Below are 15,675 nucleotides of genomic sequence, written 5' to 3' on the forward strand. Positions count from 1 at the left end.
CGTAAAAATTGTATCCAATATCCAATCGGGAAGCTGAGTTATGCGCTTGCAACACCTCATCACGGTCGTCGGCGCGCACGCCGAAGGAGAAGTCGGCCGCGTCATCACCGGCGGCGTCATCGCCCCGCGCGCATCCTCAATGTTCGAGCAACAACAAGCACTTATCCGCGATCAGGACTGGCTGCGCGGCATGCTGCTGTCCGATCCGCGCGGGGGCGTGAACGCCGCGGTCAACCTCGTCACCCCGCCGATCGCGCCCGAGGCCGATATCGGCCTGATCGTCATCGAATCGGACTATTATCCTGCAATGTCAGGGTCTAACCTGATGTGCACGGTCACCGCCGTACTCGAAACCGGAATGGTGCCAATATTAGCACCAATCACGCACCTAATCGTCGATACGCCGGCCGGATTGGTCCATGTCGAAGCTGAATGCGACAACGGCAAATGCCGCCGGGTATCGTTCAAAAACGTTCCCGCCTTCGTCATGCATCGCGACGCCGCGGTCGAAGTGCCGGGGCTCGGCACGGTCACGGTCGATGTTTCCTATGGCGGCATGATCTATGTGATCGTCGATGCGGAGAAGCTCGGCTTCACCCTGGCACGCGATGAAGCACGCGCGCTGGTCGAAATGGGCGAGCGGATCAAGCTCGCCGCGGCCGAGCAATTGCCCTCGGTCCATCCGGAGAATCCGGGAATCCACACGATCAACCAGACCTTGTTCGCCGGGCCGTTGGCCGAGCGCGACGGGGTCAAGACCGCGAAGAACGCCGTGGTCGTTTCGCCCGGCCGGATCGATCGCAGCCCGTGCGGCACCGGCAGTTCGGCGCGGATGGCGCTGATGCACGCGCGCGGCGACCTCGCGGTCGGCGAGCGGTTCGTTCACACCTCGATCCTCGATACCGAATTCCTCTGCGGGATCGAGGCGGCGACCAAAGTGGGCGGCGAGCCCGGCGTGGTGACGCGGGTCGCGGGACGGGCGTGGCTGACGGGCGTTTCCTATTACGGCGCTGATCCCGACGATCCGTTTCCGCACGGTTATCGTCTCAACGACACCTGGCTGGCTTGCTGAACAAGCTCCCCTACCTTTCAGGGAGGGAGCGTCAGGTCGGTCAAGCCCCCGGCTTGACCTGAACAGCGCGGGGCGCTGTTCACCTGACGCTGGGTGGGTGCGCGCGTCTGCGCGCCAATAGAGACCCTCTGGCTTCGCGCTAAACAGCCTCGGACGAGGCATCGAGCCTCGCCCGACGCTACACCCACCCCTAGCCCCTCCCTTTCAGGGAGGGGAATCCGTGGACCATCGACACGATCATAATTGTATTGTAGTAAGAATTAGAACAATCTGCGGGAGGTGATAGGTGGTCGGGACAATAGGCTTCGTCGGTACGGGCACGATCGCGGCGGCGATGATTGAGGGGCTGGCGATCTCCGGCAGCGAGCCGATTATCGTCTCCCCGCGCAACGCCGATATCGCCGCCGACCTCGCCGCGCGTTTCCCCAATGTGACGGTCGCGGCCGACAACCAGGCGGTGGTCGATGCCAGCGACATGGTGGTCCTCTCGGTCCGTCCGCAGATTGCCGATGAAGTGCTGCGGCCGCTCGCTTTCCGCCCCGACCAGCATGTCCTCAGCCTGATCGCGACGATCTCGCTCGATTATCTCCACGAGGTCACAGCGCCGGCCGCGACCGTGACGCGCGCGGTGCCGCTGCCGCCGGTCGCGCGCGGGCAGGGGCCGACCGCGGTCTTCCCGCCCGACGCGCAGGTGAAGGCGCTCTACGACCGGCTCGGCATCGCGATCGAGCTTGGCGACGAAAGCGAGTTCGACGTGTTCAGCGCCGCGACCGCGACGATGAGCAGCTATTTCGCCTTCGCGCGGACGGTGACATCGTGGATGGAAGCGAACGGCGTTGATGCCGGCAAGGCGCACGCCTTCATGGCCCAGATGCTCGAAGGTCTCGGCAGCGCCTCGCCCGCCGCGCCCGAACGGAGTTTCGCGCAACTCGCTGACGAATATCAGACCCGCGGCGGGATCAACGAGCAGGTGTTCCGCGCGATCACGCGCGACGGCGTGCTGCCCGACCTCGACCAGGCGCTCGACGGCGTGCTGGCGCGGTTGCGCGCGGGCCGCGGGATCAAGGACTGATGCAAGCGGCGCATGACCTGATCGGCGACGTGATCGGGGCGATCGGCGCCCCCGATTTCCTTGCCGCGGCGGCCGACAGCGTGCGGCGGTTCGCCGGCTTCGATCTCGCCGCGATCGTCCTGCATCCCGATGGTGATCGGCCGCGCGTGCTGTTCGACGATTTCGACCGGATCGGGCGGCGCGAGGCGATCGAGACCTATGCGCGCGTGACGCATCGCATCAACCCGATGCTGGCGCGGCCTGGCGTGGTGCGCGCGCGCGATTTCGCCGGCACCGCACCCGATCGCATCGCGGCGCTGCGCCCCTGGCTGGTACCCGCGCCCGAAGAGGAATTGGGGTTCCGCACCGCGGGCTGGCCCGAGCGGCAGGAAGAACTCGGGCTGCATCTGCGCGGCTGGGGTGGGACGATCGAGCTCGGTCTCTATCGCGAGCGCGGACGCCATGCGGCACCGGCCGCGATCCTGCGCGCGCTCGACGCCGCCGCGACGCCGATCGCCGCGGCGTTCGAGCGCCATCGCGCTCTGACCGGCGAGGGCGCCACGCTCCGCACGTGTCTCTCGCCGCGCGAGAACCAGGTGTGCGATTTGCTGCTGCTCGGCTGTTCGAGCGATGCCATCGCGCTGCGGCTCGGGATCAGCCGGCATACGGTCAAGGATCACCGTAAGCAGATATTTCGCAAGCTGGGTATAGCGTCGCTCGCGGAGTTGTTCGCGTCGGTTCATTGAGGCTGAGAAACTGGAAATTGCCGTCACCCCGGCCTTGTGCCGGGGTCCACCGTGCCGCGATCCCCAGGGCAAGAGGCTCCTGGGCCGGGCCCGGAGGCCCGGTGGATGCCGGGACAAGCCCGGCATGACGTGGAAAATCTGAGCATCGGTCGGCGCCAGACTATTTCTGGTTCTTGGTTTCCGCGAAAACGCAGGGCGCAGGAATACGACCTCCCCCCTCTCAAGAGGGATGGCGCCGCGGCGCCGATCCGGCACAATCGCGCGTGCCCGCACGGGGCCAGGAAAGGGAAGACGATGCGTTACGTCCGGATGCCGATCGAGGTCGAATCGCCCGAGGAATATGGGTACGGCAACATCCGCAACAATCTGTCCGAGAGCTCGATCGTCGATCAGTCGATCGGCAGCCTGGGCCTGACCGTCCCCGATCTGACCCTGCTGTACGGCGAGCATCGCGGCAGCGAGCGGTTGCGCTCGCTGATCATCGAGGAGACGCCGGGCCTCGCGGTCGACGACGTGCTGATCTGCGGCGGTGCGGCGGGCGCGCTGTTCATCATCGCCACCGCCTTGCTGAGCAAGGACGATCATCTCGTCGTGGTCCGCCCCAATTACGCGACCAATATCGAGACGCCGCGCGCGATCGGTTGCCAGATCGGCTTCGTCGATCTCGAGTTCGAGAGTGGCTTCGCGCTCGACCTCGACACAATCGCGGCGGCGATTACGCCCGCGACCAAATTGATCAGCGTCACCTGTCCGCACAACCCGACCGGCGTGATGATGAGCCAAGCCGATCTCAACGCGCTGGTCGCGCTCGCCGCCGAGCGCAATTGCCTGCTGCTGGTCGACGAGACCTATCGCGACCTCGCGATCACCACCAAGCTGCCGATCGCGGCGTCGCTCGGCAACCACGTGATCAGCGTCGCGTCGCTGTCCAAGGCGTTCGGCGTGCCCGGCATCCGCGTCGGCTGGATGATCAATACCGATCCCGCGCTGATGGAAATATTCCTCGCCGCCAAGGAGCAGATCAGTATCTGCGGCAGTGTGATCAACGAATGGGTCGCCGAGGAAATCCTGGCCAAGCGCGACGCCTTCCTGGCCCCGACGCTCACCGAATGGCGCCGCCGGCTCGACCGCGTCGCGGAGTGGATGGCGGGTGAGGAATTGCTCGAATGGGTGCGTCCGTCGGGCGGCGTGGTGTGCTTCCCGCGGATGAAGGCCGACCCGCCGGGCGGCACCGACGCCTTCTATCGCCGCCTGCTCCAGGATCATGGCACCTATGTCGGCCCGGGCCATTGGTTCGAGATGTCCGACCGCTATTTCCGGGTCGGCTATGCCTGGCCGACCGCCGACCAGCTCGAGGCCGGGCTCGTCGGTATTTCCGCCGCGCTGCGCGGCTGACCCTCCCAGTCCAAGGATCCAACATGACCGCCCTGATCGACCGCATCCGTGACGCTCATGTCGCGATCCGCCCGCACGTCCTGGTCTCGCCGCTCCAGCGCAGCGACGCGCTGTCCGACGCGCTCGGCTGCGACCTCTGGCTCAAATGCGATCACCTTCAGCCGACCGGATCGTTCAAGCTGCGCGGCGCGACCAACAAGGTGCGGCTGCTCGCGCCCGATCATGAAGAGGTGTTTACCGCCTCGACCGGCAATCACGGCCGCGCGGTCGCGCATGCCGCCGCGGCGTTCGGGATCGGCGCCACCGTCTATGTCAACGACAGCGCGCCGCAGATGAAGCTCGACGCGATCCGCGCGCTGGGCGCCAAATTGGTGACCGTCGAGGGCAATTCGCTCAACGGCGAGTTGCAGGCGCGCGCCGAGGCCGAGCGGCGCGGCGTGCCGTACATCCCGCCGTATAACGATTACGACACGATGGGCGGGCAGGGGACGATGGGGCTCGAGCTGATCGAGCAGGCCGACGACCTCGACGCGGTGTTCATCTGCACGGGTGGCGGCGGTCTGACCGGCGGCGTGGGGACGGTGTTCAAGGCGCTGTCGCCCAGGACGCGGATCGTCGCGGTATCGCCCGCGGCCTCGACCTGCATGCTCGACTCGCTCGAAGCGGGCGAGATCATCGAGACGGCCGAGAGCCCGACCTTGTCCGATGGGTCGGCGGGCGCGATCGAGCCGGGATCGGTAACCTTCGAAATCTGCCGGCAAGTGATCGATGAGACGGTCCGGGTCAGCGAATTGGAAATCGCCCAGGCGATGCGGCGGCTCGCCGAGAGCGATCGCTGGATGGTCGAGGGTGCTGCAGGGGCCGCGCTGGCCGGGCTGGTCCAGGTCGCCGAGCGCTATCGGGGCAAGAAGGTCGCGGTGGTGCTGTGCGGGCGGAATGTGGCGCTGGATACGTATCTTGGCGCGCTTGAGATGGGGCGGGCTGATTAGGGGCGCGCAGGTCCATTTGCCCGATCGCTAGCTGGGCCAAGGACTCGCAAAGCGGTCTGTCGGCAAGCGACCCACTTGCGGGCATCGATCACCGCCAAAAGGAATGGCAGGAAGTGGGCGATTGCCGACTGGCAGGTTTCGGGAAGCGATGGTGGATTAACGGACGTTCAACGGGACAAACCGGCTATGGCCGTTTCCGACCAGTTCAAGCCGTTCGCGTCCGCTGACCCAGACGTCCGAACCTGTCCGAAGCTGCCGTATGGTTAGGCCAATCTACTCTATCCTCGCCCTTGAGAATCCGGCCGCATCCTCAGATTTTCCGAAAACCATCTCAATCCATCACGTCATCGAACCAAGCCGGTCGTGCATCGCTCGCGACAAGCCAGACCAGATAGTCGCGTCGGGACTGGATCAGCTTGTGGTAGCAAGCGTATGCCTTGTCGAGAAAGTCGGTAATCTCGGCCAGCGTGGCCGGCTTCGGCTCAAGTATCTTGAGGGATCGGTTGCCCTTCTTGTCCTTGCTGACGCTGACCTCCAGCTTGCCCCGCGCCGTGCGAACGATTTTCCCGTCGTCGTCCTCTACCCACGGATCGTGGATGAAGCGATTGCGCTGCTCATGCAACTTACCTTCTATCTCGCTCAGCACCGCGTCTAGCTCTTTGAACCAATCGCTGTCGGGCTGATGGATGAATGCCGTCCGTCGCAGAATGTCGATCTGGCCACGAAACGGCGTCATGCTCAAAACTGTCGTTCTGACGGTCGTGTTGCGCTCGCCGATAAGCGCAACGCTATCGAGCAATTCCCGTGTGGCATCCTCGACCAGGCCCCATACGATGACCACAAAGCCGAGGTGTCGTGCCAGTTCGCCGAACTCGCTGTTTTGCAGCACGGAGTCCGATTGATAGAACTTGGGTAGCTTCGCCATCGTCAGACTGCCTTCGCCGCGGCCTCGCGAAACCGATCCAAATTCGCGATGATGTTCTGGCCTTCGATATAGGTGTTGCGGGCTTGATCGATCCAAGCCTGAATGTCGCTCAGCCCCTTCCGGTCGCCCGCTTCCAGCTTCCCGTCATTGTCCTTGAGATTGCTCAGGATTTTTCCAAGCTGGCTGGTATGGAGGGTAATGGTGCCGCCCTCGATGCGGATGGCGTGATGGGCGACGGTGTTGCGGTTTGCATTCGCCTTCTCGGCACGCTCGACCCAATTCGTGATGCCGTTCTTCCAATCCTTGCTGGGGATCGTCTTCGCCCGCTTTTTCAGCAGTTCCGCTTTCGGCCTGGCATCCAACTGCGCGACGATAGGTTCGATCATGGCATTTTCAGGAAGCGCGAACATGCCGACCAACGCCTTGTTCAACTGCTCGTCTATCAGGCTGGCCCACAGGATCAGTTCACCTATGGCCGCGCAGAACTCCTTCGTCGCGGCTTCGTCAACATCGGGCAGATCAGGCTTGTCGGTCACTTCTGTCCGTTCTCCGGTGGTAGGAAGTCGATCAACTCAAAGCCCTGCGAACCGCCGCTCCACGATTCATGTTCTTCGATACCTGCGGCTGCCAGAAGGCTTTTCCAGATCGCCTCAACGTCTTCGTATGCCTCGTCAATGAATGCCTCACTGATGATCTTCACCCACTCGGGTTCATAGTCGCGAAGCACCTTCTTGAACGCGCTGTCAGTGCCCTCGGCGATCCATTCTCTCGGCTCGGCCTTGTGGGCTTTCGGATGCGCGAGCATGTTGCGGAGGTCGACCAGTTTCGCTGTCGTGACGTATGGGCGCTTATTCCAGTCGATCTCAATGCCGGTGATTTTGCGGATAGCTTTGATCTTCTCCCGCACTGTCTCGCGTTCAAAGTCCTTCCACTCGTCAGGCTTCCCGTCGAGCAGCTTCGCCCCAATGAAGTTCACATATCCCTCAAGCGAGAACGCGATCATGGTGACGCACGCCATCATGTCGAGGAATATGCCGTCCGTCCGCTCCTTCTCCGCGAAAGCCTTCTTGATGCGCTCGCGGAATAACCATGCCGCGTTCGACAGATCGTTGTGCGGATAATCCACCCAATCGTTCGTGATCTTCGCGCGGATGCGTGGCTGTTTATCCGTCATTTGCTTCCGAACGCTTTGGCGATGAGCCAGAATATCGGAAGAAAATGCTCGTCCTCAAGGTGCGTGAACACGAAGCCGTCGCCGAGCGTCATTTCGATGCGGCGCTCCATGTTCTGACAGGTGCCCTCTGCCGGATTTTCCTTCCGGTCACGGGTTGCGATGACCTTCTTCAACTTGAGATCGATCCGAACGGCGTAGCGCGCGCATTTCGGATTATCGTTCTCATACGTCACGGCATCGTCGGAGAATTTCGCGTCGAAAACGTCCAGACTTGGTTCGCCCACGTAGCCGTTCAGAAAGTCATAGCTGACCTCGTAGCATTTGCCCTCGTTCTGCCAACAGGTGATTTTCGTCGCGCCCGGCACCATCGGCGATCCGCCATCCAGCCGCTGCCAGCGCCCGGTCGCCGTTACGAGTGTCTGAACCCGACCGACGTAATTGGACACGGCGATCTTCGGAGGTTCGTATGTTGCGATCACAGCCCATTCGCGAGCGCCTTCGAATAAGAACAGCATCACGAAGAAGCCGATCTTCCACCAATTCCATCGCCGCTTCACCTTCGGCGCTTCATCCACAGTCGATGCGTCCAAGGCCGCCCCCTTAATTTCCATTCAATCCCATCTCGCGCGTTTGCAGCTTGGCTTTCCAAAGCCCCTCGGTCGCGATGATTTCCTCCATCGACGCCGCCGAGCCGCACACCTCCAAAATGGAAACCTGATAATCCGACTTGTCTCGGCTCTTGAGGACGACATTACCGCCGTGTCCGTCGCGGACATAGGTGAGCCACCGGCCTAAGAACCCGTCCTCGCCATAGGCCGATCCCACATACTGCTCTTTCGTGCGTGGGCATGTCAGGAGGTAAATCCCCTTCGCCGCGCCCAGCGTCGCCAGCCAAGACGAAGGAAGCGCCTCGATGGTCGAGAGGTTGGCGATGAAGCGGGTGTAGCCGGGAAATTCCTCTTCCCGGAATGTGCGGGTTATCTCCAAAATGGGTTTCGGCTGATCCGCGGCCTTCTGCGCCCATGTGCGCGTGCCCGGTCCCCAATCGATGAAGATGCGGCCTATGTCGGGTTCGGAGATGCCCACGAGCGTGGAGCGGTAAAGGTCTAGACCCGTGACATCGTGCAACCGGAACGGATCGATCGTCCCCTCGGGGCATTCGCCGATCCGCTCGATCTCATACAGGCCGACGAACATATTCGACTGCGCGGGCGTGACAATGAACGCCGCCCAATATGGCGATGTCAGCCGGGAGCGGTTCTGGCTCGATTGGATGTTCTGATAGGCGATAAAGCTGGAGTGATCGTCGCGCCAGAGCGAATAGAGCGTGCGGCCGTTCACCGCGCCATTCTGGTGGCGCAGCAACCGCACCTGTCGCGGGTCGATGTCGTATCCGTCGAGTATCGCGTTGAATGTCAGCCCCATGTCCACGATAGTAACCGCGCTCCGGGTGAATGCGATGACGAATCTGCGCGGTCAGGAAGAGGACGAATATCTCGACAAGGTGACGAAGCTGAGCGAACGCCTCAGTGGTGACGACCCAGATGAGCGTATCCGTCAAATCGCGCGCGAAGAAGCTGACAAGCGCCTCTATGCTTTTCTCGGGCCGGTCCTGTTCATAGCGGCCCTATGGTGGGCGCAACGGCAGTATGGGACGGAGCCCGTCGCTCGCGGCTGAGCTCTGGGACGGCAGGTAAGTCCCAGCTCCAGACCTTGACCAGTGCGCGAACGCGAACGCGCATGAATGGCGGGTTTTAGGAACAGCGATCGACGCGATGGACGGCGACAATTGGGGCGCGTAGCTGCCGTTGCCGATCGGAGCGATAGCCGCTTGCGCCCAATTGCGGGCGTTCGGCGATCTCGATCCAGCCTCGACGTTTCCTCGGTATTTTGCGAAGATCAACAGGTGGAAACGGTCAAGCAAATCATCAGCAAAGACGGTAAGCACCGCCTCGACATCGAGGTAAACTCTGGCGGCTTATATCGTTACGTTACCTTCGACGATAGGTACCGGAACGATCCGGATTTTCAGGCTCCGCCCGAATGGGCAATCGATGATTTATCTGGCCTCTATGAGTCTGTGCAAGCAGTCGAAGCTGACGCAAAGGCGAGACTTGCGTGGCTTCACGAATAGTGGACCATCATTCAGGCGGTTCCACTGATGTCCGCTTCCCACTAGTTTCGTACATTCCCTACCTACATGAACGAACGGCAGCTTACGGGGCACGGCCTGATTGGCTGAACGTCCGGCTTTAGGGCGCCTAGCTGACGCACCATCCAAAGCGGCTCGCGACCCAATTGCAGATGTTGGCGGAACGTGTCTTTATCTAGGCATGACCGACGACGATCAAGCCCGCTTTGACGAGGGCGTGCGGAAGCTGGCGAAGGACAAGCCGGTGGAGAAAGCCGAGTGAGCCCCAAACAATGGCGGATCGCGGCTTTCTGCTCGGTTGTGGCTGCCGGCGTCCTTCTTTTTGGCTTTGAATCCAATCTACTCCACGTCGTCGCGATGGGGTTCGTGTTTCTGTCTCTCTGGATGATGGAGCAGCGCCGGGTTGCGACGCGGGCAGAGCTAGCTCAAGCGCTACGCGACTCGCTCAAAAACGAGCAGTCTGGCCAGTAGGTTTGTCAACTACGGAATCGCCAAACCTTTAGGGTCGGGACGTCAGCTTTCCGTTCATTTTCAACCGCTCTGCCCTTGTTCTTATGCGGGCGTTTATGGCTTCACCGCCTAGATCGCTCCCAACTTCTCCGGTCACTCTGGACTTGGTCCGGGGGCCAAGCCTCCCAAAAGGACTCCAGCCGTTGCGGCACGTTGGATGCCGGGACAAGCCCGGCATGACGATGTGAGACCGTCGCTATCGATCAGGCCGTCCGGACATCCCGCCGCCGCACGCTCGCGAACGACCACAAGGCCGCTGGCAGGAACAGCAGCACCAATGGCACCGCTGCCGCCAGTCCGAAGATGATCGCGGTAGCCAGCGGTTGCTGCAGACCCGCTCCCCGGCTCACGCCCAACGCCAGCGGCGCCAGGGTCAGTACCGCGATCAGCGCCGACATCAGGATCGGCCGCAGCCTTTTGGCGCCCGCTTCGCGCAGCGCCTCCAGCGTCAGCGGGGCGTCGCGATCGATTTCCGCGAGGAAGAAGATCACCAGCTCAGTGACCATGCCGACCACCATCGTCAGCCCCATCAGCGCCGAGATGTTGAGCTCGATCCCCGTCGCCCACAGCCCGGCGAGCACCGCCGCGGCGGACAATAGGATCGTGGCGAGCGCTGCCCCGGTCCAGGCGAGCCGCTCGAACAACAGGGTCAGCAACAGAGCGGTGAGCAGGACGGCCGCGGCGAATACCAGGCTGAGGTCGGCGAAGCTCTTCTGCTGCTCGGCATAGAGGCCGCCATAATCGACCCGGACCGACGCGGGCAGGTGCAGCCCGTCGACCGTCGATTTCACATCGCGCATGCCTGAACCGAGATCGCGACCTTCGAGCCGCGCGGTCACCGCGATGAACGGCGCGAGGTCCTCGCGGGTCAATTGCTGCTGGCCCGGGTCGATCGAGATCTTGGCGATCGATCCCAGCCGCACGGCATGGCCGTCGGGTGCAGTCAGGACGAGCGCCGCGATCTGGTCGGTGCGGCGGCGCAATTCCTCTGGCGCGCGGACGCGGACGCCGACCAGTTGCTCGCCGGCGCGGACATTGGTCGCGGCCGATCCGCCGACCAGCGCCTCGACCTGGCTCGCCACGGCATCGGGGTCGAGCCCCTGTTGCGCGGCGGCGCCGGGGTCGACGCGCACGCTGACGGCGTCGCCCGCGACGCGCAGTCCGTCGACCACTTCGACCACGCCGTCGATCTTGCCGATCGCCCCGCCGACCTTGGCGGCGGCGTCGGCGAGTTGCTTGGGATCGTCGCCGAACAATTTGACCTCGATCGGCTCGGGCACCGCGGTGAGGTCGCCGATCAGATCTTCCATCAGCTGGATCAATTCGACCTCGAGCCCCGGCACCTTGGCCGCGACTTGCTGGCGGATATCGGCCATCACGTCTTCGATCGGCCGGCGCGATCCGCCCTTCAATCGGATGAAGTAATCGCCTTCGTCGGCCTCGGTCAGGCCGCCGCCGAGCTGCAGGCCGGTGCGCCGCGAATAGCTCGCGACTTCGGGCGTGGCGCGGATGATATCCTCGACCTGGCGGAGCAGGCGGTCGGTATCTTCGAGGCTGGCGCCCGATTGCGCCTTATAGTCGAGCACGAAGCCGCCTTCGTCCATCGCCGGCATGAAACCCGACGGAACGTGGCTCCACGCCAGGATGCCAAGCACGACGAGTGTGGCGGCGACGATCCCGGCGAACACCGCCGGCCGCTTGAACGCGCGGTCGCCCGCTGTGGAATACCAGCTGCCCAGCCGTCCCATGAACCCGCCGGCGCGCTCGGCCGCCTCGGCATCCTTGTCGCGCAGCCAGTGCGCGGCGATCAGCGGGATGACATAGCGGGCGTAGAGTAGCGACACCGCGAGCGCGGCGACCATCGTCACCGCGAGCGCCTGGAAGAAGCCGCCGGTGACCCCACTGACGAAGGCGAGCGGCAGGAACACGATGATCGTCGCCATGGTCGATCCGACCAGCGGGCGGCCCATTTCGGCGGCGGCCTCGAGCAAGGTCGGCGGCGTCGTCGCACGCTTTTCCTGCATGCGGCGCATGACATGTTCGAGCATCACCACGGCGTCGTCGACGACCAGCCCGACCGCGGCAGCCATGCCGCCCAGGGTCATCATGTTGAAGCTCATGTGGAGCGCGAACAAAGCGAGGCAGGTCGCCGCGAGCACCGCGGGCAGCATCAGCCCGGTGATCAGCATCAGCCGACCCGAGCGCAGGAACAGGAACAGCACGAGGCCGGCCAGGATCGCGCCGAGGATGATCGCGTCGCGCACCGCGTCGGCAGCGCCGGTGACGAGCTCGGACTGGTCGTAGAATGGCGTGGCCTTGACGCTCGGCGGCAGGCCGGCCTGCTTGAGGCGTGCGTCGACCGCCTTGACGATCGTCACGGTGTCGCCGGTCAGCGCCTGGCGGACATTGACCAAAACGGCGTTGCGGCCGTTCGAGGTGACCTTGGTGAAATCGGGGGCGGGGGCGGGGTGGATGCGTGCGATCTGGCCGAGCGTGACCAGCCCGGCGCCGCTGGTCTGGCCCGACTTGACCGGGATGGCGGCGATATCGGCGGCGGAGGCGACGCGGTTCTCGACCAAAACGAGGTAGAGCCGGTGGCGATCCTCCATCTTGCCGACGCCGCGCACGCTATTGGCCTTGCCGATCGCGGTGGCGACATCGGGCAAAGTCAGGCCGAGCGCCTGGAGGCGGCCGGGGTCGACATCGACCGCGAATTCGCGCGGGGAACCGCCGAGTATGTCGACGCCGGCGACGCCAGGCACGGTCGACAGTGCGGGCAGCACCTTGAGCTCGGCGATCTGGCGCAGTGCCTGCTGGTCGAGATTGTCCGAGGTCAGCGCGATGCCGAGCACCGGGAAGATCGTCGGGTCCGAGCGGCGGACGTCGAACCGCGTGCCGGCGGGGAGATCGGGCAGGATCGTCGCGATCGCGCCCTGCGTCGCGAGCGTCGCCTGGGCCATGTCGTCGCCCCAGTCGAAATTGAGCGCGACCTCGGCCGAGCCGCGGCTGGTGGTCGAGCGGATCCGCGTGACCCCGGGCACCGCTCGCAGCGCGACTTCGATCGGGCGCGTGATCTCGGCAGCCATTTGCGCGGCGTCGCGATCGCCGGCATCGACCGCGACGACGACGCGGGGATAGTCGATATGCGGGAACAGGCTGACCGGCAGCCGGGTCGCGGCGAGCAGGCCGCCCAGGGTCAGCAAGGCAACCGCGAGCCAGATCGACCGCGCGTGACGCGAGAGCGCGGCGCTCATTTGGTGCGCACCTGCATGCCGTCCTCGAGCGCGGTGCCGCCCTCGGTCACGACCTGGTCGCCGGGCTTCAAGCCCTTGGCGATGACGATGCGGTCGCCGCTGACCGCGCCGGTCTCGACGTCGCGGCGATGCGCGACACCCTTGGCGACGACGAAGACATAAGGCTGGCCGGCATCGTCGAGCAGCGCGGCATAGGGTATCGTCAGCGCCGCGCCACCGCCGGTGCTGCCCAGGTCGAGTTGGCCATTGAGCGCGGAATTGGTGCCGATTCCCGACCCGGCGGGCACGTTGACGAACAGCGACGCGAGCTTGGTGGTCGGGTCGACCACCGGGTCGACCGACAGCACTGGCGCGGAGAAGGGAATGCCGCTCGGCGGCGTGACGCGCAGTACCATGCCGGGCCTGACGCGCGAGGCCTGGGCAGGGTCGATGCCGAAGCGCGCGCGCAGATTGCCCGAGCCGGCGATCGAGGCGACCGCGGTACCGGGCGCGACCAGGTCGCCGGGCGCCGACGCCACGCTTTCGACGAAGCCGGCGGTCGGCGCACGCAAGGTCAGCGCGCCGTTGCGCGCGCCCAGGCTGGCGCGGGTTGCGCCCGCGCTTTGCGCCGCGGCGCGCGCGGTTTCGACGTCGGCGTCGCTGACCAGCCCGTCGGCGCGGAGCCGTTGCGCGCGGGCATAGGCTGCCTGGGCGGTGGCGGCATCGGTCGCGGCCTTGGCGTAGTCGAGCCGGCTGGTTGGGCTGGGCGCGAGGCGGACCACCACTTGTCCGGCACCGACTTTGGTGCCGACCGGCGCTTCGATCGCGACGACGGTCGCTTCGGCAGGTGCGGCGAGTACATGCTTGCCCATCGCGCCGGCCTCGACCGCGCCATAGACGGTCAGCGTCTCGTCGACCGCGCCCTGTCGCGCGGGGGCGAGCGCGACCAGCGCAACCGGTTTGGCCTCGCTGTCGGCGGCATCCTCGCTCGAGCCGCAAGCGGCGAGCAGGATCGCCAGGGTCAATGCCAGTCCGGCCTTCATTTCCAATCCTCCCTGGGCACGCCCGTCAGCAATTCGAGCGCGATCATCGCTTCGTCGATCGTCTGGTCCGCGGTCGCGAGTTCGACCCGTTTGTCGCGCAGCGCGCCTTCGGCGGTTTCCGCGGTGGCGCGCGACACGTCGCCGCGATCGGCGGCGGCGCGGCTGACGCGCGCGAGGCGGTCGAGTTCGGGCAGCTGCCCGCGAACCGCGTCGCGCTGGCGCCGCGCCAGGCTCACCGCGCTGGCGGCAGCGGCGATGTCGGCGCGGGTCTGGAACAGCCGCGCGTCATATTCGGCCTTGAGCTGCTCGCGCGTCGCGCGCTCGACCGCGATCCCGCCGCGATTGCGGTTCCATAACGGCAGAGTGAAATCGACCGTCGGCCCGAGAATGTTGTTGCCGCCGGTATCGCGGGTGAAATTGAGGTTGAGCGCGAGGCTGGGGAATTGGTCGAGGATCGCCTTGTGGACCGCGGCTTCCTGCGCGTCATAGCCGGCGCGCAACGCCTGCAAATCGAGGCGATTGTCGAGCGCGATCCGCGTCAGCATGGTGGGGTCGAGCGCGGGGGCAGTGTCGACGCTCGGCGCCAGCCGCAGCTGGGTTTCGGGGGGCAGGCCGAGCAACTTGACCAGTTCGAGCCGGGCGGCGTCGAGATCGTGTTCGGCCGTCCGCAATTTGTCCGCGGTGGCGACGGCATCGGTTCGCACCGCTTCGACGCTGGTCGAGGCGACATCGCCGCGTGCCGCCGCGCGCAGATTGCGCCCGAGCAGGGATTGCGCCGCCGTATCGTCGATCCGGAGCAGATCGATCGCGCCCTGGAGCCGGCGGATGCGGACTGCCTGCAGCCGCGCTTGCCCCGCGGTCTGCCATTCGGCCCAGGCGAGATCGAGCCGCACCTGCTTGGCCTGCGCCTCAGCCGCCTGACGGCGGACTTTTCCGGTGCGCAGGGCATTGAGGTCGAGCCCGAGCCCACTGGCGATCTCGCTGAACGGATCGGGCCCCGACAGGATGCCGCCCAGCCCAAGGCTGAAGGTCGGATCGGGCAACAGGCGCGCGGAGAAGACCTGCGCGTCGGCGACGCCGGCCTTGGTCCGCATCGCCTTGAGATCCGGATTGTTGAGTACCGCGATCACCGCAATGGCATTGTCGTCGAGCGGTGCGGAGAGATCGACATTGGCCGGCTTGAGATAGGGCCGGTCGATCGTCGCCGCGTCGCGACTCAGCGCGGCGATATCGCTATCGGACGGCGTCGTTGCGAGCGGGCGCGGCGTATAGGAAGCGCACCCGGCCAGCAGCAGCAGGGCGAGCGCCGGGCCGGAACGGGGGGCGAGCGATTGCAACATGACTCCTCCCTAGCAAATCTCTACTGACACGGTCCTGACGAATGC

At 64.9% G+C, this 15,675-nt stretch carries 15 protein-coding genes; 7 read left to right on the top strand and 8 right to left on the bottom strand.

What is annotated here, in order from left to right; translation table 11 throughout:
• Positions 1-40: 40 nt before the first annotated feature.
• From AC1DRD_RS16535 to AC1DRD_RS16555, 5 genes are all read left to right on the top strand, one after another.
• Positions 41-1,072, top strand: coding sequence for a proline racemase family protein (locus AC1DRD_RS16535; RefSeq protein ID WP_478042176.1), 1,032 nt, complete (start codon positions 41-43; stop codon positions 1,070-1,072).
• Positions 1,073-1,358: 286 nt separating this feature from the next.
• A complete protein-coding gene (locus AC1DRD_RS16540; RefSeq protein WP_478042177.1) occupies positions 1,359-2,144 on the top strand; it encodes a pyrroline-5-carboxylate reductase in 786 nt (261 codons plus the stop codon).
• Entirely contained in the window at positions 2,144-2,869 is a 726-nt protein-coding gene (locus tag AC1DRD_RS16545) for a helix-turn-helix transcriptional regulator (RefSeq protein WP_478042178.1), read from the top strand. Before AC1DRD_RS16540 ends, AC1DRD_RS16545 begins: the two co-directional genes overlap by 1 nt.
• Before the next feature lie 294 nt (positions 2,870-3,163).
• Positions 3,164-4,264 (top strand): pyridoxal phosphate-dependent aminotransferase, encoded by a 1,101-nt coding sequence (locus tag AC1DRD_RS16550; protein WP_478042179.1) that lies wholly within the window; start codon positions 3,164-3,166, stop codon positions 4,262-4,264.
• Between the two features lie 23 nt (positions 4,265-4,287).
• Positions 4,288-5,253, top strand: a complete 966-nt coding sequence (locus AC1DRD_RS16555) for a threonine/serine dehydratase (RefSeq protein ID WP_478042180.1) — start codon at positions 4,288-4,290, stop codon at positions 5,251-5,253.
• Between the two features lie 331 nt (positions 5,254-5,584).
• On the opposite strand, the gene AC1DRD_RS16560 is transcribed toward AC1DRD_RS16555, so the two are convergent.
• Genes AC1DRD_RS16560 through AC1DRD_RS16580 form a run of 5 tightly spaced genes read right to left on the bottom strand, consistent with a single transcriptional unit; the run spans position 5,585 to position 8,777 of the window.
• Complete coding sequence (locus tag AC1DRD_RS16560; RefSeq protein WP_478042181.1) at positions 5,585-6,178, bottom strand: hypothetical protein; 594 nt, start codon at positions 6,176-6,178, stop codon at positions 5,585-5,587.
• Positions 6,179-6,180: 2 nt separating this feature from the next.
• Entirely contained in the window at positions 6,181-6,714 is a 534-nt protein-coding gene (locus tag AC1DRD_RS16565; protein ID WP_478042182.1) for a hypothetical protein, read from the bottom strand.
• Positions 6,711-7,352, bottom strand: coding sequence for a hypothetical protein (locus AC1DRD_RS16570; protein ID WP_478042183.1), 642 nt, complete (start codon positions 7,350-7,352; stop codon positions 6,711-6,713). Before AC1DRD_RS16570 ends, AC1DRD_RS16565 begins: the two co-directional genes overlap by 4 nt.
• Positions 7,349-7,942 carry a hypothetical protein gene (locus AC1DRD_RS16575; protein WP_478042184.1) on the bottom strand — a complete coding sequence of 198 codons (594 nt, stop codon included), beginning with the start codon at positions 7,940-7,942 and terminating at the stop codon, positions 7,349-7,351. Before AC1DRD_RS16575 ends, AC1DRD_RS16570 begins: the two co-directional genes overlap by 4 nt.
• A gap of 10 nt (positions 7,943-7,952) precedes the next feature.
• Positions 7,953-8,777 (bottom strand): GIY-YIG nuclease family protein, encoded by an 825-nt coding sequence (locus AC1DRD_RS16580; protein ID WP_478042185.1) that lies wholly within the window; start codon positions 8,775-8,777, stop codon positions 7,953-7,955.
• A gap of 34 nt (positions 8,778-8,811) precedes the next feature.
• Here AC1DRD_RS16580 and AC1DRD_RS16585 point away from each other — a divergent pair, with 34 nt between their 5' ends.
• The gene (locus AC1DRD_RS16585; protein ID WP_478042186.1) at positions 8,812-9,030 is read left to right on the top strand and encodes a hypothetical protein; all 219 of its coding nucleotides are present in this window, start codon (positions 8,812-8,814) and stop codon (positions 9,028-9,030) included.
• 228 nt (positions 9,031-9,258) lie between these two features.
• Positions 9,259-9,486: a hypothetical protein gene (locus AC1DRD_RS16590; protein ID WP_478042187.1), complete on the top strand. Its 228-nt coding sequence runs from the start codon at positions 9,259-9,261 to the stop codon at positions 9,484-9,486.
• A 731-nt stretch (positions 9,487-10,217) separates the two neighbouring features.
• Here the strand turns inward: AC1DRD_RS16590 and AC1DRD_RS16595 are convergent.
• From AC1DRD_RS16595 to AC1DRD_RS16605, 3 genes are read right to left on the bottom strand one after another with little or no spacing between them, the layout of a single operon-like run.
• A complete protein-coding gene (locus tag AC1DRD_RS16595; protein WP_478042188.1) occupies positions 10,218-13,268 on the bottom strand; it encodes an efflux RND transporter permease subunit in 3,051 nt (1,016 codons plus the stop codon).
• The gene (locus AC1DRD_RS16600) at positions 13,265-14,290 is read right to left on the bottom strand and encodes an efflux RND transporter periplasmic adaptor subunit (protein ID WP_478042189.1); all 1,026 of its coding nucleotides are present in this window, start codon (positions 14,288-14,290) and stop codon (positions 13,265-13,267) included. The genes AC1DRD_RS16595 and AC1DRD_RS16600 overlap by 4 nt, the downstream gene beginning before the upstream one ends.
• Positions 14,287-15,630, bottom strand: coding sequence for a TolC family protein (locus AC1DRD_RS16605; protein ID WP_478042190.1), 1,344 nt, complete (start codon positions 15,628-15,630; stop codon positions 14,287-14,289). Before AC1DRD_RS16605 ends, AC1DRD_RS16600 begins: the two co-directional genes overlap by 4 nt.
• Positions 15,631-15,675: the final 45 nt, after the last annotated feature.

This window comes from Sphingomonas sp. P4_G2, assembly GCF_056401155.1.